The following is a 21,957-nucleotide window of genomic DNA, read 5'->3' on the forward strand; positions in this document are numbered from 1 at the left end:
CTGCTGCGCTTCATTGTCCGTCTCCAAAAGTGGGCGGACTCTACCAAAACATGGAGGAAGTTTAGGGTCTAAGGTCAACATGGGGGTACGTCCCCCCTGCTGCCGGGGGGTGTCTCTCCCAGCGGTGGCAAGGTCAGGCGTCCGTCAGGCACCCGCTAGGCAAGCTCTGTCACACCTGTGTCACAACAGATCGAAGGCACGGCTGGTTTTCTCGGCGTCGAACCAAAAGTGGTGTAAGCCCGGCGTCGGATGGGTTGTGTAGCTTTAGGAAAGGTCGTAGACTGCGCAAGCAGTTGATTTATCAACCTTTTCGGGAGGATCAAAGGTCCGACGAGGGAAGCACTGAGGCTATCTTAGATGGTCTGGATGGTGGGCGTGACAGGGATTGAACCTGTGACCCCTGCAATGTCAATGCAGTGCTCTCCCGCTGAGCTACACGCCCATCCGACGCCGGGCTTACACCACTTTTGGTGCAATGCGTCAATAGCTGCGGAGAGGAAAGAAGCGCGGTTCGTCAGGCTGGCGCAAATGCGGCCTGGAACGCGATGGAATAATGCATGCCGCCCGAACGTGCCCACTGGTTTCGGGGCAACGCTATGCACCACAACCAGGGCTTGAAGCGCGGCGCGTCGATCCGTTCAGGGGTGGCGTGCCTCAGGTCAGGCGGCTTGCAGCATCTTCTCGACTTCGTTGACGAGGTCGCGAAGGTGGAAGGGCTTGGACAGCACCTTGGCGTCTTTCGGCGCCTTGGAATCCGGGTTGAGAGCGACCGCCGCGAAGCCGGTGATGAACATCACCTTAAGATCGGGATCGATCTCGGTCGCGCGTCGCGCCAGTTCTATCCCGTCCATTTCCGGCATGACGATGTCCGTCAGCAACAGCGAGAAGGGTTCCTCGCGCAGGCGCTCATAGGCGCTCGCGCCATTGTCGAAATCGCTGACATGGTAGCCGGCGCGCTCCAGCGCCTTCACCAGAAAACGGCGCATGTCGTCATCGTCTTCCGCCAGAAGAATGCGTGTCATCATGTCCCGTCCGAATCACAGATCAGGGTTGCTGCTGCGCGAACCCGTTAACCATCCTGTATATGAATTGCCGACGGTAAAGATCAAGTGAATGATGAGCCAGAAGGCAAGCGCTTCAAGCTGGCTCTGGCCGTTGAAAAACTGGACATGTGCCCGGTGAGGTGGCACGGTCCGGCGATAGTGTCTGGATGTATGCGGGTAGGCTTCAATTGAACACGGCAGCCGAGGATTTTTCGGGCATAGCGCCCTTTGAAATCAGGGCGAGCGCCGAACAGCGCGTTCCCTTCATCTTCAGTTCGCCGCATAGCGGCCGCCATTATCCCGAACGGTTCCTCGCCATGGCGCGGCTTGACCGCAGCGCGATCCGCCGTTCGGAGGATTGTTACGTCGACGAGTTGTTCGGCAGCGTCGTGCCGCTCGGCGCGCCGCTGCTGGCGGCGAATTTCCCGCGCGCTTATCTGGACGTCAACCGCGAGCCGTGGGAACTCGATCCGCGCATGTTCGCCGAGCCGGTACCCTCCTATTGCAACATCCGCTCCGCACGTGTCGCCGGCGGTCTGGGTACGGTGCCGAAGCTGGTCGGCGAGGGGCTCGACATTTATGCCGGTCGCCTGCCGCTCGCCGAGGCGGTCGAGCGCATCGAGGCGATCTACAAGCCCTTTCATGAAACGCTGAAGCGGCTGTTGACGAGGACGCATGCCGCCTTCGGCTTCGCCGTCCTGGTCGATTGCCATTCCATGCCCGCCAGTATTCGCGTCGGCGACAATGGCGCCCGACCCGATTTCATCATCGGCGACCGTTTCGGAACTTCAGCCTCGACCGCATTTTCCGACGCGGCGATCAACATGCTTTCCGCCATGGGCTACAGCGTTGCGCTCAACAAGCCTTACGCCGGCGGTTTCATTACCGAGCATTACGGCCGGCCGGCCCGCCACCTCCACGCCTTGCAGATCGAGGTCAATCGCGGTCTGTACATGAACGAGCGGACCTTGCAGAAGTCGGTCGGCTTCGACGCGCTGGCTGACGATCTGGCGCGGTTTAGCGCTGACCTGATGGCGCTGCCCGATGCCTATTTCCTGGATCTGCCGCTGGCCGCGGAATAAGCGAGTTCTTTTACGGATCATTCACGCAGACAAGTCGGAGCGTTCACGGCACACCGAAGGCGCTTCGTTCGGCAGTATTCAGGAGACAAGAATTGGATATATCCACCGATTTCATGCGCCGCCTCGCACAGGCGGCCGCAGCCGAGACGTTGCCTCGTTTTCGAAAGCAGGGCGTGGTGTCCAACAAGGAGCAGGGCAGCTTCGATCCGGTGACGGAAGCCGACCGGGAGGCGGAGCGCGTCATCCGCGCGCTGATCAATGCGGAGTTTCCCGATCATGGCATTCTGGGTGAAGAGCACGGCAGCGAGAACATCAGCAGCCGGCATGTCTGGGTCATCGATCCGATCGACGGCACCCGCGCCTATATTTCCGGGCTGCCGGTGTGGGGAACGCTGGTCGGGCTGACGGTGGACGGTGATGCGGTCGCCGGCATGATGTCGCAACCCTTCACGGGCGAGCTTTTCTACGCCAACGCCTCCGGCTCGCATTATGAGGGACCGGGCGGTCCGCGAAAGCTTGCCACGCGCAAAACGACGCGTCTTGCCGATGCGACCTTGTTCACCACGACGCCGGCGCTGTTCAAAGGCAAGGAAAAGCGGGCGATCTACGACGGTCTCGAGCGCCAGGTGCAACTGGCGCGCTACGGCACCGATTGCTACGCCTTCGCCATGGTGGCGTCGGGCAGCGTCGATCTTGTCGTCGATCCCGGCCTGAAACCCTACGACATTGTCGCGCTGATCCCGATCATCGAGAAGGCGGGCGGCGTCATCACCACCTTCGAGGGCGGGCCGGCGGAAAAGGGCGGCGATATACTGGCGGCAGCTACGCCCGAACTGCATGCCGCCGCGATGGCCGCGTTGCGGGGCTGAGCCTACAAAGTACCGTCGTCGGTGCCGGGTATGAAAGCGTCGAAAGCGGCGAAAAATTGCTCGCGGTAAAGATCGGCTTCCTGCAGGATTTCATGGGCGGCGCCGTCGATTGTCAGCAGCGCGCCAAGGCGCAGACGCCTTGCATAGGCTTCGACGGCGCGCGTCGAGACGACCCGATCGGCACCGGCGGCAATGACCAGCGTGGGGACGTTGATGGCGGCCATGAACTCTGGAGCAGACACGATGCCGGAAGCCTTGCTGGCGGCCCTCAACCAGCCGATGGTCGGCCCGCCGAGCGCCAATTGTGGCCAGGTTTCGTAAAGCAGGGTGTTGCGCGCATATCGCGCCGGATCGGACGTCACCTTGTTCACCTCGAACGGCGTCCCGCCCTTTTGGCGTGGCCCCCACGCGGCGTACAGCCGCCCAAGGCCAAGCAGCCAAAGAACCGTCGTGACGCGGCGCATGGTCTTTGTCGAGACCCGCTGGCCGGGTAATGCCAGGAACGGTGCGATCAGCACCATGCGGCGAACCCGGTTGACCATGGAAGGGGCCGCCAGCAGCGCGATCAGCGCTCCGGCCGAATGGGCGAGGATATAGTAGGGGCCGCGACAGTCGGGCAGCACGATTTCCTCGAAGAATTGTTCGAGATCGTCGCCGTAATCCGAAAAACGCCTTACATGGCCGCGTTGGCGGTCGCGTACCAGGCGATCTGAATCACCTTGCCCGCGCCAATCGATCAGGGCGCTGCCCAGCCCCCTGCCGGACAGATCGCGGATCGTCTCGAAATATTTCTCGATGCATTCGTTGCGGCCGGGAAGGATGACCACGGTTCCCTTCATCGGGCGGCCGGTGGCTGCGAAATGCGCGTAGCGGATTTTTTTCCCGTCACGCGCGGTGAGAAAGCCGGTTGTCGCTTTCTTGGGCGTCGGATTGCCGGGGATTTCGTGGAAAATGTCCGTCATTCAACGCTTCGGCTGGCATCTGCGCCTGTGCGTCGACAGGCCTGCCATGGTGATAGAAAGCAAACCAGCCAAAAGCAAATGGACTTTGAGCGTCGGACCGAAAGGGGTTGCCGGTTTTCGGGTTATCCCGACGCTCGCTCACAGTGCCAGACAAGCAAGGCCGGAAGCGACCTGCGGTGCGCTTCCGGCCTCTGTCGATCCAGGGGAAGGGACGTTACACCCGGACCGGCCTCTTCGCGGTGGTTTGCGGCACCGCTTGTTCGTTGATGTCGAGGCCAATCTAGCGCGGTCCCGCTGAACGCAACCCGAAGCAGTGGTTCATTCGCCGTTCATCGAAGGCGCGCGCCTGTCGGGAATTTTGCTGTCGGGGAAATCTTGAAAAGGCGCTTGGCGCCCCCCAAATGTCTCCTGCGGCAGCCGCTATAGGGGCCGCTGGTCCAGCCGAAACGCCGTTGACGGGTTCGGCAAAGGCCAATCGCAAACCATGTTGCTCACCAGGAGAACAGACCATGCGTCATGTTGATTTTTCCCCACTTTATCGCTCGACCGTCGGCTTTGACCGGTTGTTCACCATTCTCGATTCGCTGGCCCAGCCCGATGGCGGCGCGCAGACCTATCCGCCCTACAACATCGAGAAGACCGGCGAGGACGCCTATCGGATTTCGATGGCGGTAGCGGGTTTTTCTGAAGACGAGATTTCGATCGAAGCGCACCGCAATGTGCTGACCGTCAAGGGTGAGCGCAAGGAAGAGACCGACGACGAGGGCAGCGAACTGCTCTATCGCGGTATTGCCAGCCGCGCGTTCGAGCGCCGGTTCCAGCTTGCCGACCATGTCGACATCACCGGCGCGGTGCTGAAGAACGGCCTGCTTTACGTCGACCTCAAGCGCAACATTCCCGAGGAACTGAAGCCGCGCAAGATCGCGATCACTTCGACCCCGGCGAAGGCCAGGCAGATCGAGGCCAAGGCAGCCGCGTAACGGATACCACCGTCTCCTCCCGAGACGAGAGGGTGGCGCAGCGATGCGCCGCCCTCTTCTTATTTGGCGAGCAGATGGCCGAGCTTGTCGACATCGTCGGCTTTCGTGGCAAAGCTTGCGACGAAACGATAGAGGCCCTCGTCTTCCCCGAGCGGGCCTTCGAAGCCTGCCGGTGCGTGCCAATCGTAGAAGGCGGCCCCTGCCGCCAGCATCTTTTCGGCATTTTCTTTCTTCAACACCGCGAACACTTCGTTCGCCTGCGGTTGCCAGGCCAGCCGGGCGGCGGAGGAATTCTCGATTGCTGCTGCAAGGCGCACCGCCATGGCATTGGCATGGCGGGCGGTTTCCAGCCACAGGCCGTCCTTGAAATAGGCGTCGAACTGCGCGGCGATGAAGCGCGATTTCGAGAAAAGCTGCGCGGCGCGCTTGCGCAGGAAAGTCAGTTCCTTGTCCTTGTCGAGGTCGAAAAGCACCACCGCCTCGGCGCACCAGCAACCGTTCTTGGTGCCGCCGAAGGACAAAATATCGACGCCGCGCTTCCAGGTCATTTCGGCGGGCGTCGTTCCCAGCGAGACCATCGCGTTGGCGAAGCGCGCTCCGTCCATGTGCAGCGGCAACTTATGCCGCTTGGCGAGCGCCGAGATTTCGGCGATGGCGTCGAGGCTGTAGACCGTCCCGCTTTCCGTCGACTGGGTGATCGTGACCGCAGCCGGTCGGCCGGTGTGGACGACTTCCGGGGCGAGGCGGGTCAGCGCCTGTTCCAGTTTCTTCGGGTCGATCCGTCCGAGCGCGCCGGCGACGGGCAGCAGCCGCGATCCGCCCATGAAGAATTCCGGGGCGCCGCATTCGTCTTCCATGACATGCGATTCGCGGTGGCACAGCGAAAAGCCGCCGGTCTTGTTGTAGGTGGCCAGTGACAGCGAATTGGCTGCCGTGCCGGTCGCCACGAAAAACACCGCGACTTCCCGCTCGAAGATCTCACTGAAACGCTCGTAGACGGCGCGGTCGAGATCGCCGTCGCCATAGGCGGTGGAAAAGCCGGCGGCGTTATCGGCAAGGCCGGCTGCGATCTTCGGGTGGGCGCCGGCCCAATTGTCGGAAGCGAAAAACATGGATGTATCTGCCTGGATGAGGGAACACGAAATTCGCCGCGACATTGATGGGTTTGGGCGCGAAGCCGCAAGAGCCAGGCGGCAAAAAATCCATGAAGCCAAAGGCGCGCGGCGGATGGCATCGGCAAATAATTTCAGGACCGCGGCGGGTCACGCAATTTTCGTTCGCGGACGCCTCAAGATTTTTACGAAACGGTCTTGTGCGGGGTTTCCAATTCTGTCATAAATTTAGGACAGCATTGCTGTCTTATTTAATCGCCCGCTACAGACTTCCTTGGCGTATCATCTTCGTCTTGGCAGTTTGTCGAGAGCAGCGCGCAGCGACCGACCTGTCTTCGGCCACGCCATGGCCGGCGGGATGTTCAGTCGGGTTCGCGTAATGGACCGCCGCTGTAGACGTTGAGTTTCGCAATTCGTGCCGCAGATTTTGGGGGAAGCCGATGCTTCCTGACGCAGCCAGCGGCCGACCGAAAAGGATGAGGACATGACGAAGTTGACGCTTTCTGCGACGAACGGCCAGGCCGCGCAGACGAAAGCGACAACCGTCAAACACCCCCCTTTGCGCACCGCCTTGCGAACCACGGACGGAATGGCCGCGCAGGGTCTCTATCACCCCAGCCGCGAGCACGATGGCTGCGGCGTCGGCTTCATCGCCAACATGAAGAACGTGAAGTCGCACGGTATTGTCGTCGACGGCCTGGCCATGCTCGAAAACCTGACGCATCGCGGCGCTGTCGGGGCCGATCCGCTGATGGGCGATGGCGCGGGCCTGCTGGTGCAGGTTCCCGACCGCTTTTTCCGCGAGGAACTGGCCGGGCAGGGCATCGAACTGCCTCCCGAGGGGCAGTATGGCGTCGGCCACTGGTTCATGCCGCAGGATGCGGCTTTGCGCGAGCATATCAACGAGATCATCCGCGAATCGGCCCAGTCGGAAGGCCTGCCGCTTATCGGGTTCCGCGATGTGCCGGTCGATAATTCGGCGCTGTCCAAGGCCCCGGAAATCGTCGCGGCAGAGCCGTTTCACCGTCAGGTCTTCATCGGGCGCACGCCCGATATCGACAATGACGAGGAATATGAGGCGCGGCTTTATCTGCTGCGCAAGGTCATTTCCGGCCGCATCTATGCGGAGAACGACAACAAGGATATCGGCGCTTATTGCGTATCGCTGTCGGCGCGGACCATCGTCTACAAGGGCATGTTTTTGGCCTATCAGGTCGGGTCCTACTACAAGGACCTGGCCGATCCGCGTTTCGAAACGGCGCTGATCCTCGTTCACCAGCGTTTTTCGACCAACACCTTCCCGTCCTGGAAGCTGGCGCATCCCTACCGCATGGTCGCGCATAATGGCGAGATCAACACGGTTCGCGGCAACAACAACTGGATGGCCGCGCGGCAGGCGTCGGTCGATTCGGAACTCTTCGGCAACGACATTTCCAAGCTGTGGCCGATCTCCTACGAAGGCCAGTCGGACACCGCCTGCTTCGACAATGCGCTCGAATTCCTGTTCCAGGGCGGCTACAGCCTCGCACATGCGATGATGATGCTGATCCCCGAAGCCTGGGCCGGCAACAAGCTCATGGGCAGCGACCGCAAGGCGTTCTACGAATACCACGCAGCCCTGATGGAGCCGTGGGACGGCCCGGCGGCAGTGGCCTTTACGGATGGTCGCCAGATCGGCGCTACGCTCGACCGCAACGGCCTGCGCCCAGCCCGCTACATCGTCACCGACGACGACCGCGTCATCATGGCGTCGGAAGCCGGCGTTCTCGACGTGCCGGAAGAGAAGATCGTCAAGAAGTGGCGCTTGCAGCCGGGCAAGATGCTGCTGATCGATCTCGTCAAGGGCCGTATCGTTTCCGACGACGAGATCAAGTCGGAGATCGCGACCCGGCATCCCTACAAGACGTGGCTTTCCAATACGCAGCTCATCCTCGAGGATTTGAACCCGGTCGAGCCGCGCGCGCTGCGCCGCGACGTGTCCCTGCTCGATCGCCAGCAGGCCTTCGGCTACACGCAGGAAGACCTGAAGCTGTTGATGTCGCCGATGGCGACTACCGGCCAGGAAGCGATCGGCTCGATGGGCACCGATACGCCGATCGCGGCGATGTCGGATCGGCCGACGATGCTCTACACCTATTTCAAGCAGAATTTTGCCCAGGTCACCAACCCGCCGATCGATCCGATCCGCGAGGAACTGGTGATGAGCCTGGTGTCCTTCATCGGCCCGCGCCCGAATATTTTCGACCTGGTCGGCTCATCACGCCGCAAGCGGTTGGAGGTGCGCCAGCCGATCCTGACCAATGCCGATCTGGAGAAAATACGCTCCATCGGTCATACCGAAGAGCGCTTCGATACCAAGACCATCGACATCACCTATTCGGCCAGCGAAGGGGCTGGTGGCATGGAGGCGGCGGTCGAGCGGCTGTGCGAGCGGGCCGAGGCGGCGGTCGCCGGCGGCTACAACATCATCATCCTGTCCGACCGCCAGATCGGGCCGGACCGCATCGACATCCCGACGCTGCTGGCGACGGCGGCCGTGCATCATCATCTGATCCGCAAGGGGTTGCGCACCTCGGTCGGGCTGGTGGTGGAATCCGGCGAACCACGCGAAATCCACCATTTCTGCTGCCTTGCCGGCTATGGCGCGGAGGCGATCAATCCGTATCTCGCCTTCGATACGCTGGCCGACATGCACAAGAACGGGGCGTTTCCGCCCGAGGTGGATGCCGGCGAACTGGTGTCGCGCTACATCAAGTCCATCGGCAAGGGTATTCTCAAGGTCATGTCCAAGATGGGCATCTCGACCTACCAGTCCTATTGCGGCGCACAGATATTCGATGCCATCGGCCTCAGGTCCGAGTTCGTGGACAAGTATTTCACCGGCACGGCGACGCTGATCGAGGGCGTGGGCCTGGAGCAGATCGCGACCGAAACGGTCAAGCGCCATGCCTCGGCGTTCGGCGACGATCCGCTGCTGCGCAATACGCTCGATGTCGGTGGCGATTATCTTTTCCGCATGCGCGGCGAAGCCCATGCCTGGACGCCGGATGCCGTCGCTACCTTGCAGCACGCGGTGCGGCAGGGTTCGTGGGAGACGTTCAAGGCGTTTTCGGCGCAGGTCGACGATGCGGTCGTGAATGCTCACGCCATACGCGGCCTGTTCCGCATCAAAAACGCCGAGGAAACGGGCCGCACCAAGGTTTCGCTGGATGAGGTGATGCCGGCCAGCGAAATCGTCAAGCGCTTCTCGACCGGGGCGATGTCGTTCGGCTCCATCAGCCGCGAGGCGCACACCACGCTGGCCCGCGCCATGAACGCCATCGGCGGCAAGTCAAACACGGGCGAGGGCGGCGAGGAAGCCGATCGCTACAAGCCGCTGCCGGGCGGCGGGGCCAATCCGGAGCGTTCGGCGATCAAACAGGTGGCGTCGGGCCGCTTCGGCGTGACGGCGGAATATCTCGTCAACTCCGACATGATGCAGATCAAGGTGGCTCAAGGGGCAAAGCCCGGCGAGGGCGGGCAGCTGCCCGGCCACAAGGTCGATGCGACGATTGCCAAGGTGCGCCATTCGACGCCCGGCGTCGGCCTGATTTCGCCGCCGCCGCACCACGACATCTATTCCATCGAGGATCTGGCGCAGCTGATCTACGATTTGAAGAACGTCAATCCGGCTGCCGATGTTTCGGTCAAGCTGGTGTCCGAGGTCGGCGTCGGCACGGTCGCCGCCGGCGTCGCCAAGGCGCGCGCCGACCACATCACCATTTCCGGCTATGACGGCGGCACCGGCGCGTCGCCGATGACGTCGCTGAAACATGCGGGCAGTCCGTGGGAGATGGGTCTTGCCGAGACGCATCAGACGCTGGTGCTGAACGGCTTGCGCTCGCGCGTCGCCTTGCAGGTGGACGGCGGCCTGCGCACCGGGCGCGACGTGGTGATCGGCGCGCTTCTGGGCGCGGATGAGTTCGGCTTTGCCACCGCACCGCTGATTGCCGCCGGCTGCATCATGATGCGCAAGTGCCATCTGAACACCTGCCCGGTGGGCGTGGCGACGCAGGACCCGGTGCTGCGCAAGCGCTTCAAGGGTACGCCCGAGCACGTCATCAACTTCTTCTTCTACGTTGCCGAAGAAGTGCGCGAACTGCTTGCCGAAATGGGCTTCACCCATCTCGACCAGATTATCGGCGACACCGACCTGCTGGAAAAGAAGGCGCTGATCGAGCATTGGAAGGCGCGGGGTCTCGATTTCTCAAAAATGTTCTTCAAGCTGGACTTGCCGGCTGAGCAGACCCACTGGACCGAACGCCAGAAGCATCCGATCGACGATGTTCTCGACCGCAAGCTGATCGAACTGGCCAAGCCCGCGCTTGAGGCCAGACAGCCGGTGCGCATCGAGGTGCCGGTGCGCAATGTCGACCGATCAGTCGGCGCGATGTTGTCGGGCGAAGTCGCCAGGCGCTTCGGGCATAAGGGCCTGCGCGAGGATACGATTTCGGTGAAGTTTTCCGGCACCGCCGGGCAGTCGTTCGGGGCGTTTCTGGCGCGGGGCATTTCTTTCGAACTGGAAGGGGCGGCCAACGACTATGTCGGCAAGGGGCTTTCGGGCGGTCGGCTCGTCATACGGCCGCCGGAAAACAGCAAAATTCGCGCCGAAGAATCCATCATCGTCGGCAATACTGTCCTCTACGGCGCGACCGAGGGCGAGGCCTATTTCAGCGGCGTTGCGGGGGAACGGTTCGCCGTGCGCAATTCGGGTGTCGCGGCCGTCGTCGAGGGCGTCGGCGACCATGGCTGCGAATACATGACCGGCGGCATCGTCGTCGTCATCGGCCAGACCGGCCGCAACTTCGCTGCCGGCATGTCGGGCGGCGTCGCCTATGTGCTGGACGAGGCGGGCGACTTCGCCGAACGCTGCAACATGGCGATGGTCGAACTGGAGCCGGTTCCCGAGGAAGACGATCTGATGGAGAAGCTGCTCCACCATGGCGGCGACCTCGACCACAAGGGCCGCGTCGACGTTTCCGGCGACATGACCAGCCATGACGAGGAGCGGCTTTACCAGCTCATCTCCAACCATGTGCACTACACAGGCTCGAAACGGGCCAGAGAAATCCTCGACGATTGGGTGAGTTTCAGGCCGAAATTCCGCAAGATCATGCCGGTCGAATATCGCCGCGCCCTGATCGAGATGGAGCGCTCGCGCATGGGCGTGGCGGCGGAATAGTGAAAGCACATCGGCTTACGAAGAAGAGTTTGACATGGGCAAGGTAACGGGCTTCCTCGAAATCGACCGGCAGGTACACAAGTACCAGCCGGCTTCCGACCGCATCCGGCATTTTCGCGAGTTCACGCTGCCGATGTCGGACAAGGAGGTCGAGAAACAGGCGGCGCGCTGCATGGATTGCGGCGTGCCCTATTGCCATGGGCCGACAGGTTGCCCGGTGCACAACCAGATCCCGGACTGGAACGACCTCGTCTATCAAGGCGATTGGGACAACGCGATCCGCAATTTGCATTCGACCAATAATTTCCCGGAGTTCACCGGCCGCATCTGCCCGGCGCCCTGCGAGGAAGCCTGCACGCTGAACCTCGAAGACAACCCGGTCGCTATCAAGACCATCGAGCAGGCGCTGGCCGACAAGGCCTATGAGACCGGGCATATCCGCCCCTATCCGCCGGCACAGAAGACGGGCAAGCGCGTAGCCATCATCGGCTCGGGGCCGGCCGGCATGGCGGCGGCCCAGCAGCTTGGCCGCGTCGGGCACGAAGTGCATGTCTATGAGCGCGAGAGCCGGCCGGGCGGGCTGATGCGCTACGGTATCCCCGACTTCAAGATCGAAAAACATTTCATCGACCGGCGCATCGAGCAGATGGGCGGCGAGGGGGTTTCTTTCCATTGTGGCGTCAATGTCGGGGTCGACAAGCCCGTGTCGGAACTGCTCGCCGAATACGACGCGGTGCTGTATTGCGGCGGCTCGGAAACGCCGCGCGCGGCCGGCATTCCGGGCGACGACCTGCAGGGCGTGCATGATGCGATGCCCTATCTCGTGCAGCAGAACAAGCGCATCGGCGGCGAGGATATCCAGTCGGTCGCCTGGCCTTCGGAGGCGATTTACGCCGGCGGCCAGCATGTCGTCGTCGTCGGTGGCGGCGATACCGCGTCCGACTGCGTGGGAACGGCATTTCGTCAGGGCGCAGTTCGCGTTACCCAACTGGACATCCGCCCGCAACCGCCCGAGAAGGAAGACAAGCTGGCGGTCTGGCCCTACTGGGCGACCAAGATGCGCACGTCCTCCAGCCAGGCCGAAGGCGCCGAGCGCGAGTTCCAGGTGGCGACGCTGGAGTTCATCGGCGAAGAAGGGCAGCTTACCGGCGTTCGTTGCTGCGAGGTGGATGAGGCGCGCAAGCCGGTCGCAGGCTCCGAATTCGTCATCCGCGCCGATCTCGCCTTCATCGCCATCGGTTTCGCCGGGCCGCTCAGTAAGGGCGTGGTTTCGGAACTGGACGGCCAGATGAGGATTGCCGCCGACAACCGCCGTTCGAACAATGTGGCCGCGAACGAACGCGACTACCGCACCAGCGTCGACAGGCTTTACGCGGCGGGCGATGTCCGTCGGGGCCAATCGCTGGTGGTCTGGGCTATCCGTGAGGGCCGCCAGGCGGCGCGCTCCATCGACGAGGCGCTGATGGGAGAAAGCGTCCTGCCGCGCTAACAGCATCGGTTCTACGTCGTCAGGGCGTGCTTGCCGTTGTCGTTCGGCGTGGAGCGGCCGTCACGTCGGTTTTGCCGTTGGGCGGCCATGAGAAATCGTCGGCGCGGCCCGGTGGCACGCTGGGCCCGTGGCCTGAAATCGCTGTCGTCTCGCCCGGAATTTTTCCATCGTGGCTAGGCATTGCCGCGCCGAGCAGTTCGGTACCGCCGTCAAGCGCCGGGTCGCTCAGCAACATGGGAACGGTCCTGTCGATGGCGGCAGGCGGCGTTCCGGCCTCGGGCGTCTTGACTGGTTCGCCCGCGGGGGGCGTGCCTGTGCCTGAATCGGTTGGCGACCCCAGTCCGAGTATCTTGGTCAGGGGCTTTTCGACATAGAAGGCGAGCTTGCGCCTGCCGGCCTTGGTCACGTTGATGCCGTCGTCGGAGCGCAGGCGCACAGGCTGGCCGTTCATATCCGGCCCGGTGATGACGAAGGCGCCGTTTTCGTCGGCAAAGCCATCCCAGATATCGATGAACGCGCCGCCGCCCGCTTGCGCGGCCTCGCGATAGATGTCGTTGAACGCCAGCATGTCCGAGGTCATCCTGGCATTCTTGAACGACGGCATGCCGACCCAGAGAAGCGGCACCTTGCTCGATGCGATCGCCTTGCCGAACGCTTGCGTGCGCGCTTCATATTCCTTGGTCCACGCTTCGGAGCGAGGGGATTCGCGCGCCTCGCCGATCTGCATCTGCTGGCGGTCGTTGGACCCTATCATGACGATGATCGCGGCAGGCTTTGCTTCGGCGATCACGCTGCCGATCTGCTTGGGCCAATCGTAATAATCGTCGCGCACGAAGCCGGAAGAGCCGTTGCTGCGGTTGACGATGGCGACGCTCGGATTTTCTTCGAAGGCCTGTTCCAGGCCGTCGGCCAGCCCGGAGGCCATGAAATCGCCGACGACCAGCACCGTGCGCGCATCCGGCGCCTTTTCCACGGCAGGCGTTTCGACGACCGCCGGCTGACGCTCGACCCGCCTCTTTTTCGCCTTTGGCGGAGCAGGAAACCGGTCCAGGGGCTGTACGCGCTGGCTCTTGCGCGGGAACAGGAGGTCGCGCAGGGACCAGCCCTGCTCCTGGGCCATGGCCGGCCTGGAAAACGTACCGGCAACGGCGATGCCCAGGACAACGAGTGCCAGAACGAGGATCGGTAACGCGCGATGCGTCGCTCTAATGCGTAAAGCCGGCCCCACGTCCTTCCTCCGTATCGGGAGCGAACGCTCCTACCGCTTGCGCAGCCATTTGAGCACTTCCATGCTCGGATGCCCATCGGGGGTCAGGCCTGCCTTTGCCTGGTAGGCCAATATGGCGGCTTTCGATCCGCTGCCAATCTTGCCGTCGAATTTGCCGTCATAATAGCCGTGTTCCGACAGTCTTTGCTGAAGTTCCTGGCGTTCCTCGAACGACAGCTTGGTGAAGGGCCGGTTCCAGTCCTGCACCAGCCCGCCATAGCCGGCAATCTGATCGGCAAGCAGGCCGACGGCCATCGCATATTTGTCGGCGTTGTTGTAGCGCTTGATGACGGAAAAGTTCTTGATCATCAGGAATGCCGGCCCGCTACGGCTGTCCGGCACCTTCAGTACCGCGCTGTCGGATTTGCTCGTGAAAGGCTTTCCGTTGGCGCGGGTGAGGCCCAGCGCTTCCCATTTAGCGACCGACATCGAACCGCTGGGGAATTTGCGTCCCGCAGGCAATTCCACCTCGTAGCCCCATGTCCTGCCGGTCTGCCAGCCATTCTTGTGCAGAAGATTTGCAGCGGTCGCCAGCGCATCGGGAACCGAGGTCCAGATGTCGCGCCGGCCGTTGCCGTCCATATCGACGGCGTAGGCCTGGTAGCTGGTCGGGATGAACTGCGTGTGTCCCATGGCGCCGGCCCAGGAGCCGCTGAGATGACTTTCGTCGATGTCGCCGGTCTGCAGGATTTTCAGCGCGGCAATCAACTGCGTGCGCGCGAATTTGGCGCGCCGCTTGTCCGCATAGCCGAGCGTCGCCAGCGAGCGCACAACATTGCGCATGACGTCGTCGCGCTTGAGGATTTCGCCATAGTTCGATTCCATCGACCAGATGGCGAGCAATATGTAGCGGTCTACCCCGAATCTTTTCTCGATGCGGTCGAGCCAGGGCTTCCACTTGCGCGCCATTTCCTGGCCGACGGCAATCGAGTGGTCCTGAACCCGGTTGTCGAAATAATCCCATGCGGGCGCGGTGAATTCAGGCTGGTAGCGTGCCTTCTCCAGGACGACGGGGTCGATATCCTTGATGTTTCTGAAAGCCTGATCGTAAGTCTTGCCGGAAACGCCATGCTGGATCGCCGTCGCGCGGAACCCGGCTACCCACTGGCGGAAGCCGGCATCGGCAAATGCCGAGGTGGAAGGCATCAGTATGGCGAGCGAGAGGCCGATGGCCGTCATCGTGCGCGAGAAACGTCTGGTTGCGTTGCAAGGGGGCACTTTTTCCTCCTTCTCTATCCGGGAAAGGTCAGTCATGGCCCATGCAGGTTATGAATTAGTTTACCATAGGCGGGCTGGGGAACGAAAAGATGCAAAAGTGATTATTGTCGGTGAACGACCAATGCTCCGCTGTTCAGTAATCCTCAATTTCGGCATGACACTATCGCCTGAAAGGCCGTCCGAAAGGTTTGGCCGTGGCATCGACAAATGGATTTGCCGAAGAGCCTCCAGAAACGGATAATCAAACGCATGAAAAAAGTTCGCAAGGCAGTTTTTCCGGTCGCAGGTCTGGGCACTCGCTTTCTTCCAGCCACCAAGGCGATACCGAAGGAAATGCTGACCGTAGTTGACCGGCCGGTCATCCAGTATGTCGTCGACGAGGCGCGCGATGCCGGCATCGAACATTTCATTTTCGTCACCGGACGCAACAAGGGGGTCATCGAGGATCACTTCGATATCCAGTTCGAGTTGAATCACACGCTGAACCAGCGCGGCAAGACGGCGCAGCTGGCAAAACTGGACGCGCTCCAGCCGAAGGCGGGGCAGACGAGTTTCACCCGCCAGCAGGAGCCGCTCGGTCTCGGGCACGCCGTGTGGTGCGCGCGCGAACTGGTCGGCGACGAGCCGTTCGCCCTGCTTTTGCCCGACATGATCACGCTGCCGGAGCATGGCTGCATGAAGGATATGGTCGACCTCTACAACCAGACCGGCGGCAGCATTATCGCGGTCGAGGAATGCGATCCGGCCGATACGGACAAATACGGCATCGTCGGCAAAGGCGAAGACGTTCACAGCGGTTTTCGCATCAGCGGCATGGTCGAAAAGCCGAAGCCGGGAACCGCGCCGTCCAATCTCTATATCAATGGGCGCTACATCCTGCAGCCGCAGATATTCGACATACTGGCCGACCAGGAACGCGGCGCGGGCAACGAAATCCAGCTTACCGACGGCATGCTGAAGCTCCAGGCCCAGAAGGCGTTCTATGGCTATCACTATCGGGGCCGAACCTTCGATTGCGGCTCTCCGGAAGGGTTCGTCGAGGCAAACGTCGCCTTCGCGCTGGCCCGCTCCGATACCAAGGAAAGCATGCGCGACGTTATCCGCAAGCTTCTCGACTAAATCAGGTCCGGGAAGGGCTAGCGCGGCGGGGGGATAATCCCGGCCGCCGCCCTAGCGCTGCAGCTTCAGCCCGACGAAGATGCTGTTGGTGGTTGCATCGCGCCCAGGCAGGTTGCTGGTCAGCTTTTCTGTCCGCGCGCGCGTCGTCAGGCCGGCATAGCGGTTCAGCCACCATGTCAGGCTCGCCTCGGCGCTCAGCGTCCGGTCGCGCGCGTCCGATCCGACATAGCGCCGCCAGTCGACCCCCAGCGCGGCATTGCCGGTCAAATTGTCGCGAATTTGCCGTTCCAGCGACAGTCTGCTGGAGTAAAGCAGCGAACCGCTCTCTCCGGGATTTGTCGTGCCTTCGACGATCGTTGAGCCGGAAAGGCCGATCGTGGTGCCGCGCTCGGGCGACCATCGCAAGTCCGCGTTCACCGTCGCGCCCGAGACCGGCCCGAGCCGGTCGTCGTCAATGGCGTCGCGCAGCCAGCCAGCGGAAAATTCTCCGGCAAGCTTTTCGCCCAGGTCGAGTTCGACGCCGGCGCTCGCGCCAAACCGTATCGCCGAACGTTCATAGCCGCTGTTGTCGATGCGCTGGCCATATACCCGGCGGCCGGTTTCCACCTCGACGAAGGGTGTCAGTGCGGGCGAAATCTCGTAGCCGCCGCGAAGCTTGGCCGTATAGAGCGTGGCATCCCGATCCTTTTGCGAAAGGCTTCCACCCGACGATAGTTCGGCATCGCCATAGATGTCGTGTTGAACGGCGCCGGTTAGGGCGAACCGGGCCTTGCCGACATCCTTTTCGATGCCGAGGCTGCCGTCCAGTGTCTGGCGCAAGGGCTGCGAGATCGCTCCTTCGATGGCGTCTGGTGAGGATGCCGATTCCGGCGCCGCCTCATAACCCAGCTTGGCGATGGCGCGCAGGTCGTTGGCCAGGTCGATGTTGAGCGTTCCCTCGACGCGGCCGCGTAAATCGTCGATCTTTTGGCCCGACAGCGTCTTGCGGTAGGTGAGATAGCCGTCGGCGCTGGCGGAATTCTCTCTCCAGTCGGATGCGGCGTTGAGGCGTAGCGTCGTTTCCGACAGCACCGCCGAGGAGCCGTTGAAGCTCGAATCGGCGTTCGAGGTGGCCGTGACACCCTCTTCGAGGCTTGGCCGCAGGATGAAAGAACCGGCCCGGATGCCAACGGCGGCGAAGGGGTCTTCTTCTTCCGGCTTTCGGTCCCCACCTTCGATGGAGCCTGTCCGCTCGACGCCCGGATCGAGCTGCTGCCTGTCGTCATAGTCGACGGTTCGAGCCCGCCGATTCGCGCGCTGCTGCAATTCGTCGCCGGCCGGGTCGGTGTCGGTCGCATTTGGGTCGGTCGAATTTGTGTTGGCCGCCGTCGCTCGTTTGGTCGGCGCTGGCTTGCCATTTGACGTGGCCGGGATTTCTTCGTCGGTTTTTCTATTTCTGGTCGCGGCGGACGATTGGCGCTTCGGAGCGGCTGCCGGGCGTTCGGAAAAAGGATCGTCGGCTGCGGCCGGCGCGGTTGGGTCGTCGGTGGGGTCGGTCAGGGCGCCGGTGCTGGCCGGGACGTAGGTGGGAGGAAGAAGCGCATCGGAATTCGCTGTCACGGCTTGTCCGGCCTGCGGCCGCGCCGGAACCGCACCCGTGATGATCCGGTTCTGCTGGACCGAATTTTCCGAAACCTCACCGCGCAGCCCCAATTGCTGGGCGTAGGCCGACGATGCGCCGGCCCACGCCAGGGCGCTTGTCGTCAACAGCAGCGCCAAAGCGGCCTGCCTTGCGCCGGCGCTTCGGCTTGTGAAATGGGTACGCGGCATCGTCACCTCGGCGGCGCACGCGCGCCATGCTTACCGAACCGTAAATGGGGATGGTTAATGGAGGGTTGAGAACAGCGTGCTTGCGTGCGGGGCCCGGCCAATTCCGTTGGACAGGAGGCCGTCAACGCAGTAATCGCATGCCGATGGCAATATCTGGGGTTCCTGGAATGAAGCAGCCGGACCGGCAGGCATCGATCGATTCGGCATTGCGAACCGTCTCGACGGAGAGGGCGGGCGTTGAGGCGCTGGCCCATTCGCTGGAGAACGGCCTGTCGGAGCCGTTCGCGCGGGCTGTCGAGACGCTGGCCGCTATCAAGGGGCGCGTCATCGTCACCGGGGTCGGTAAAAGCGGCCATATCGGTTCCAAGCTTGCCTCGACGCTTGCCTCTACCGGAACGCCGGCCTTTTTCGTGCATCCAGCCGAGGCCAACCATGGCGATCTGGGCATGATCGCTGAGGACGACGCGATCATCGCCCTGTCATGGTCGGGCGAGACGGTGGAACTGAAAGGCATCATCGCTTATTCGCGGCGCTTCTCCATTCCGCTTATTGCGATCACGGCGGGCCAAACTTCGGCGCTGGCGCGCGAGGCGGATGTGCTTTTGGCGCTGCCGCGCGCTGCCGAAGCGTGTCCGCATGGCCTGGCGCCGACAACATCGGCGCTTCTGCAACTGGTGGTCGGCGATGCGCTGGCGGTTGCGCTTCTTGAAGCGCGCGGCTTTACGCCGGATCACTTCCGCACATTCCATCCGGGTGGGCAGTTAGGTGCGAACCTGACGCAAATCCGCGAGATCATGCATGTGGGCGACAAATTGCCGGTGGTTGCCTCCGGCACCGGCATGCGCGAGGCCATACTGGAGCTGTCGGGCAAGGGCTTTGGCTGCGTGGCGATCGTCGACGCCGACGGCGCGCTGGCCGGCATCATCACCGACGGCGACATACGCCGCCAGATCGGCAGCGACCTCCTGTCGATGACGGTGGATCAGGTCATGACCAAAGGGCCGAAGACGGTGAAGCCGGAGACGCTGGTGGCAAAGGCGCTGCAGATGATCAACGCGTCCTCGATCACCGCGCTGATGGTGGAACAGGACGGCCGCCCGATCGGCCTGGTTCATCTGCACGATTTGCTGCGCATCGGTGCGGCGTAGGTCGGTCCCGCCCCTAACCGGTCAGATAGGCTCGACGGTCAGTTCCAGATCGGTTTCCGCTGCAGAGACGACGCGCACGCGTGTACCGGCGGGCAGGTCGGGGCCTGACACGCGCCAGAACGTGTCGCCAAGCTGGACGCGGCCGCGCCCTTCGCGGATCGGTTCGGCAAGCGTGGCGGTCCGGCCGATCATCTGTTCGCCGCGCCGGTTGAGCAGCGGCTGGTCGGTTGGCTGGTTGCGCCCGCCCATGAGCTTCTTGCCGACATAGGCCGACAACAGCGACAGCGCCAGAAAGACCAGGACCTGCACCTGCCAGGCCCAGAACCCGGCATCCCACAGCAGCAGCGATATAGCCCCGACGATCAGCGCGGCAATGCCGATCCACAGCAGGAAGATACCGGGCGCGACAATCTCCGCGCCCAGCAGGACGATGCCAAGCACCATCCATGTCCATGGGCCGAGTTCCGAGACGATGCGCTCGATCATGGCTGCTTCCGTCTGACCATGGCCGGCCTCAGTTTTCACCGGTACGGATCACCGGCGGCCGCGAGGCCTGGCGCTGCGCGCCGGCGGTGCCGTCGGGCCGGAAAACTTCCTTGGCGATCTCGCCGATGCCGCCCAGCGTGCCGATGAGCGACGAAGCCTCCATGGGCATCAACACCACCTTGGAGTTGGTCGCCGAACCGATCCGGGCGAGCGCTTCGGTATATTTGAGGGCAACGAAATAGTTGAGCGCCTGAACGTCGCCCTTGGATATGGCTTCCGAAACGACCTGCGTGGCCTTGGCCTCGGCTTCGGCGGAACGCTCGCGCGCTTCCGCATCGCGGAAGGCGGCTTCCCTGCGGCCTTCCGCCTCGAGGATCTGCGACTGCTTCAAGCCCTCGGCATCGAGAATCTGGGCGCGCTTGTTGCGCTCCGCCATCATCTGGCGGCCCATCGATTCGACCAGATTGGCCGGCGGATTGATGTCCTTGATCTCGACGCGCGTGACCTTGATGCCCCAGGGATGCGCCGCCTCATCGACAACGCGCAGCAGGCGCTCGTTGATCGCATCGCGGTTCGACAGCAATTCATCGAGGTCCATCGAGCCCATGACGGTGCGGATGTTGGTCATGGTCAGGTTGAGGATGGCGTTCTGCAGGCCGGCGATCTGGTAGGCTGCCTGCGGCGCGTTCAGCACCTGGTAGAAGGCGACTCCGTCGACGCCGACGATGGCATTGTCCTTGGTGATGATTTCCTGCGTCGGGACGTCCAGCACCTGCTCCATCATGTTCATCTTGGCGCCGATTGCGTCGATGAACGGGACGATGAGGCTGAGGCCGGGCGTCAGCGTCTTGGTGTAACGGCCGAAGCGCTCGACGGTGTAGTTATAGCCTTGCGGAACAGTCTTGATGCCTTTGAAGAGCACCAGGATGACGAGGGCGACAAGCACAAGGACCGCAATGTCGAAACCAGAGAAATCCATTCCGCCTACCCTCAACGCTATACGGCAGGACGGTCATCCGTCTGCTCCGTAAAAGACACTTAAGGGGAATTGGCCACCGTTACAATCGCGGGAGGCTAGGCCGGGGTATCAAACCCAGCCGGACAGTTCGCGCCGAACCATTGCCTCGATCACCGCCATGCCCTCGGCGCTGTCGTTGAGGCAGGGGATATGCGAAAAGTTCTTGCCGCCCGCGGCCTGGAATTCCTCCCGCACTTCGCGGCCGATTTCGTCCAGCGTTTCGATGCAGTCGACGGAAAAGCCCGGATTGACGACGGCGATCGATTTTATGCCGTCCTTGGCCAGTTGCTCGACCGTCTTGTCGGTATAGGGCTGCAGCCATTCCTGCGCGCCGAAGCGGGACTGGAAGGTGATGATCAGTTTCTTGTCGTCCCATCCCAGCCGTTCGCGCAAAAGTTGCGTCGTCTTGTGGCAATGCTGGAAATAGGGGTCGCCCTTTTCGAAATAGGCTTTGGGAATGCCGTGGTAAGAGGTGAGCACCACTTCCGGCTCGAAGTCGAGCGTTGCCAGATGGGTCTCGATTGAACTGGTCAGGGCGTCGATATAGACCGGCTCGTCATAATAGGGCGGCACGCTGCGCACGGCCGGCGCGCGGCGCATCTTCATCAGGGCACGAAACAACTGATCGTTGGCCGTGGCCGTGGTGGTCGCCGAATATTGCGGATAGAGCGGAAAGCAGACAATGCGGTCGCAGCCCTGCTCGACCAGCTTTTGCGCAACGCTTTCCGTCGAAGGGTTGCCGTAGCGCATGGCCCAATCGACCACCACGTTGGGAAGATCGGCTAATGCCCGCGCCAGCTTCTGCCCTTGTGCGCGGGTGAAGGTATGCAGCGGCGATTCGTTTTTTCCCCGGTTCCAGATGCGGGCATAGTTGGCGCCCGATTTTTGCGGGCGGGTGGTCAGGACCAGGCCGTAGAGGATCGGATACCAGATCGCCTTGTTCAGTTCGATGACGCGCGGATCGGACAGGAATTCGCGAAGATAGCGCCACATCGGCTTGTAATCGGTGCCGTCCGGCGTGCCGAGATTGACCAGCATGACGCCGACCTTGGCGGGCTTGACCGGCGGAAACCCCTTCGGCAGCGGGCTATCGGCCTTCGCGGCGATCGGATCGACGAGGTCTGGCAAGGTCAT

At 62.4% G+C, this 21,957-nt stretch carries 16 protein-coding genes and 1 tRNA gene; 7 read left to right on the top strand and 10 right to left on the bottom strand.

Annotated elements, in window-relative coordinates:
- Nucleotides 1–367: 367 nt before the first annotated feature.
- Both ACX3P1_RS02290 and cpdR read right to left on the bottom strand, forming a co-directional pair.
- Nucleotides 368–442 (bottom strand) — tRNA-Val (locus ACX3P1_RS02290).
- Between the two features lie 217 nt (nucleotides 443–659).
- Nucleotides 660–1,022, bottom strand: coding sequence for a cell cycle two-component system response regulator CpdR (gene cpdR / locus ACX3P1_RS02295; protein WP_459078236.1), 363 nt, complete (start codon nucleotides 1,020–1,022; stop codon nucleotides 660–662).
- Nucleotides 1,023–1,210: 188 nt separating this feature from the next.
- Between cpdR and ACX3P1_RS02300 the strand changes: the two genes are divergently transcribed.
- Both ACX3P1_RS02300 and hisN read left to right on the top strand, forming a co-directional pair.
- The gene (locus ACX3P1_RS02300) at nucleotides 1,211–2,125 is read left to right on the top strand and encodes an N-formylglutamate amidohydrolase (RefSeq protein WP_459077925.1); all 915 of its coding nucleotides are present in this window, start codon (nucleotides 1,211–1,213) and stop codon (nucleotides 2,123–2,125) included.
- A 92-nt stretch (nucleotides 2,126–2,217) separates the two neighbouring features.
- The gene (gene hisN / locus ACX3P1_RS02305) at nucleotides 2,218–2,994 is read left to right on the top strand and encodes a histidinol-phosphatase (RefSeq protein WP_459077926.1); all 777 of its coding nucleotides are present in this window, start codon (nucleotides 2,218–2,220) and stop codon (nucleotides 2,992–2,994) included.
- Nucleotides 2,995–2,996: 2 nt separating this feature from the next.
- Here the strand turns inward: hisN and ACX3P1_RS02310 are convergent, their stop codons facing one another.
- Nucleotides 2,997–3,956 carry an alpha/beta fold hydrolase gene (locus ACX3P1_RS02310; RefSeq protein ID WP_459077927.1) on the bottom strand — a complete coding sequence of 320 codons (960 nt, stop codon included), beginning with the start codon at nucleotides 3,954–3,956 and terminating at the stop codon, nucleotides 2,997–2,999.
- Nucleotides 3,957–4,465: 509 nt separating this feature from the next.
- On the opposite strand from ACX3P1_RS02310, the gene ACX3P1_RS02315 reads away from it, so the two are divergent.
- Nucleotides 4,466–4,936: an Hsp20 family protein gene (locus ACX3P1_RS02315; RefSeq protein WP_459077928.1), complete on the top strand. Its 471-nt coding sequence runs from the start codon at nucleotides 4,466–4,468 to the stop codon at nucleotides 4,934–4,936.
- A gap of 59 nt (nucleotides 4,937–4,995) precedes the next feature.
- Here the strand turns inward: ACX3P1_RS02315 and ACX3P1_RS02320 are convergent, their stop codons facing one another.
- A complete protein-coding gene (locus ACX3P1_RS02320; RefSeq protein WP_459077929.1) occupies nucleotides 4,996–6,048 on the bottom strand; it encodes a threonine aldolase family protein in 1,053 nt (350 codons plus the stop codon).
- A 484-nt stretch (nucleotides 6,049–6,532) separates the two neighbouring features.
- Here ACX3P1_RS02320 and gltB point away from each other — a divergent pair, with 484 nt between their 5' ends.
- Nucleotides 6,533–11,269 (top strand): glutamate synthase large subunit, encoded by a 4,737-nt coding sequence (gltB, locus tag ACX3P1_RS02325; RefSeq protein ID WP_459077930.1) that lies wholly within the window; start codon nucleotides 6,533–6,535, stop codon nucleotides 11,267–11,269.
- A 34-nt stretch (nucleotides 11,270–11,303) separates the two neighbouring features.
- The gene (locus ACX3P1_RS02330; protein WP_459077931.1) at nucleotides 11,304–12,758 is read left to right on the top strand and encodes a glutamate synthase subunit beta; all 1,455 of its coding nucleotides are present in this window, start codon (nucleotides 11,304–11,306) and stop codon (nucleotides 12,756–12,758) included.
- Between the two features lie 19 nt (nucleotides 12,759–12,777).
- On the opposite strand, the gene ACX3P1_RS02335 is transcribed toward ACX3P1_RS02330, so the two are convergent.
- Nucleotides 12,778–13,986, bottom strand: a complete 1,209-nt coding sequence (locus ACX3P1_RS02335) for an SGNH/GDSL hydrolase family protein (protein WP_459077932.1) — start codon at nucleotides 13,984–13,986, stop codon at nucleotides 12,778–12,780.
- Between the two features lie 30 nt (nucleotides 13,987–14,016).
- Nucleotides 14,017–15,204: a lytic murein transglycosylase gene (locus ACX3P1_RS02340; RefSeq protein WP_459078237.1), complete on the bottom strand. Its 1,188-nt coding sequence runs from the start codon at nucleotides 15,202–15,204 to the stop codon at nucleotides 14,017–14,019.
- A 288-nt stretch (nucleotides 15,205–15,492) separates the two neighbouring features.
- On the opposite strand from ACX3P1_RS02340, the gene galU reads away from it, so the two are divergent.
- Nucleotides 15,493–16,362 (top strand): UTP--glucose-1-phosphate uridylyltransferase GalU, encoded by an 870-nt coding sequence (gene galU / locus ACX3P1_RS02345; protein WP_459077933.1) that lies wholly within the window; start codon nucleotides 15,493–15,495, stop codon nucleotides 16,360–16,362.
- A gap of 51 nt (nucleotides 16,363–16,413) precedes the next feature.
- On the opposite strand, the gene ACX3P1_RS02350 is transcribed toward galU, so the two are convergent.
- Nucleotides 16,414–18,171 carry an outer membrane beta-barrel protein gene (locus ACX3P1_RS02350; protein WP_459077934.1) on the bottom strand — a complete coding sequence of 586 codons (1,758 nt, stop codon included), beginning with the start codon at nucleotides 18,169–18,171 and terminating at the stop codon, nucleotides 16,414–16,416.
- A gap of 167 nt (nucleotides 18,172–18,338) precedes the next feature.
- Between ACX3P1_RS02350 and ACX3P1_RS02355 the strand changes: the two genes are divergently transcribed.
- Complete coding sequence (locus ACX3P1_RS02355; RefSeq protein WP_459077935.1) at nucleotides 18,339–19,319, top strand: KpsF/GutQ family sugar-phosphate isomerase; 981 nt, start codon at nucleotides 18,339–18,341, stop codon at nucleotides 19,317–19,319.
- Nucleotides 19,320–19,340: 21 nt separating this feature from the next.
- Here the strand turns inward: ACX3P1_RS02355 and ACX3P1_RS02360 are convergent, their stop codons facing one another.
- The 3 genes from ACX3P1_RS02360 to hemH all read right to left on the bottom strand — a co-directional run bounded on the left by ACX3P1_RS02360 (nucleotide 19,341) and on the right by hemH (nucleotide 21,957).
- Nucleotides 19,341–19,805 (bottom strand): NfeD family protein, encoded by a 465-nt coding sequence (locus ACX3P1_RS02360; RefSeq protein WP_459077936.1) that lies wholly within the window; start codon nucleotides 19,803–19,805, stop codon nucleotides 19,341–19,343.
- Between the two features lie 28 nt (nucleotides 19,806–19,833).
- Nucleotides 19,834–20,784 (bottom strand): SPFH domain-containing protein, encoded by a 951-nt coding sequence (locus ACX3P1_RS02365; RefSeq protein WP_459077937.1) that lies wholly within the window; start codon nucleotides 20,782–20,784, stop codon nucleotides 19,834–19,836.
- Between the two features lie 108 nt (nucleotides 20,785–20,892).
- A complete protein-coding gene (hemH, locus tag ACX3P1_RS02370) occupies nucleotides 20,893–21,957 on the bottom strand; it encodes a ferrochelatase (RefSeq protein WP_459077938.1) in 1,065 nt (354 codons plus the stop codon).

The sequence above is a fragment of the Mesorhizobium sp. A623 genome (assembly GCF_054489405.1).

What these genes read in the sequence shown, in the direction of transcription:
- cpdR (WP_459078236.1), bottom strand. Translation starts at nt 1,022, where the DNA reads ATGACACGCATTCTTCTGGCGGAAGACGATGACGACATGCGCCGTTTT.
- ACX3P1_RS02300 (WP_459077925.1), top strand. Translation starts at nt 1,211, where the DNA reads ATGTATGCGGGTAGGCTTCAATTGAACACGGCAGCCGAGGATTTTTCG.
- ACX3P1_RS02310 (WP_459077927.1), bottom strand. Translation starts at nt 3,956, where the DNA reads ATGACGGACATTTTCCACGAAATCCCCGGCAATCCGACGCCCAAGAAA.
- ACX3P1_RS02315 (WP_459077928.1), top strand. Translation starts at nt 4,466, where the DNA reads ATGCGTCATGTTGATTTTTCCCCACTTTATCGCTCGACCGTCGGCTTT.
- ACX3P1_RS02320 (WP_459077929.1), bottom strand. Translation starts at nt 6,048, where the DNA reads ATGTTTTTCGCTTCCGACAATTGGGCCGGCGCCCACCCGAAGATCGCA.
- gltB (WP_459077930.1), top strand. Translation starts at nt 6,533, where the DNA reads ATGACGAAGTTGACGCTTTCTGCGACGAACGGCCAGGCCGCGCAGACG.
- ACX3P1_RS02330 (WP_459077931.1), top strand. Translation starts at nt 11,304, where the DNA reads ATGGGCAAGGTAACGGGCTTCCTCGAAATCGACCGGCAGGTACACAAG.
- ACX3P1_RS02340 (WP_459078237.1), bottom strand. Translation starts at nt 15,204, where the DNA reads ATGACGGCCATCGGCCTCTCGCTCGCCATACTGATGCCTTCCACCTCG.
- galU (WP_459077933.1), top strand. Translation starts at nt 15,493, where the DNA reads ATGAAAAAAGTTCGCAAGGCAGTTTTTCCGGTCGCAGGTCTGGGCACT.
- ACX3P1_RS02350 (WP_459077934.1), bottom strand. Translation starts at nt 18,171, where the DNA reads ATGCCGCGTACCCATTTCACAAGCCGAAGCGCCGGCGCAAGGCAGGCC.
- ACX3P1_RS02355 (WP_459077935.1), top strand. Translation starts at nt 18,339, where the DNA reads ATGAAGCAGCCGGACCGGCAGGCATCGATCGATTCGGCATTGCGAACC.
- ACX3P1_RS02360 (WP_459077936.1), bottom strand. Translation starts at nt 19,805, where the DNA reads ATGATCGAGCGCATCGTCTCGGAACTCGGCCCATGGACATGGATGGTG.
- ACX3P1_RS02365 (WP_459077937.1), bottom strand. Translation starts at nt 20,784, where the DNA reads ATGGATTTCTCTGGTTTCGACATTGCGGTCCTTGTGCTTGTCGCCCTC.
- hemH (WP_459077938.1), bottom strand. Translation starts at nt 21,957, where the DNA reads ATGACCTTGCCAGACCTCGTCGATCCGATCGCCGCGAAGGCCGATAGC.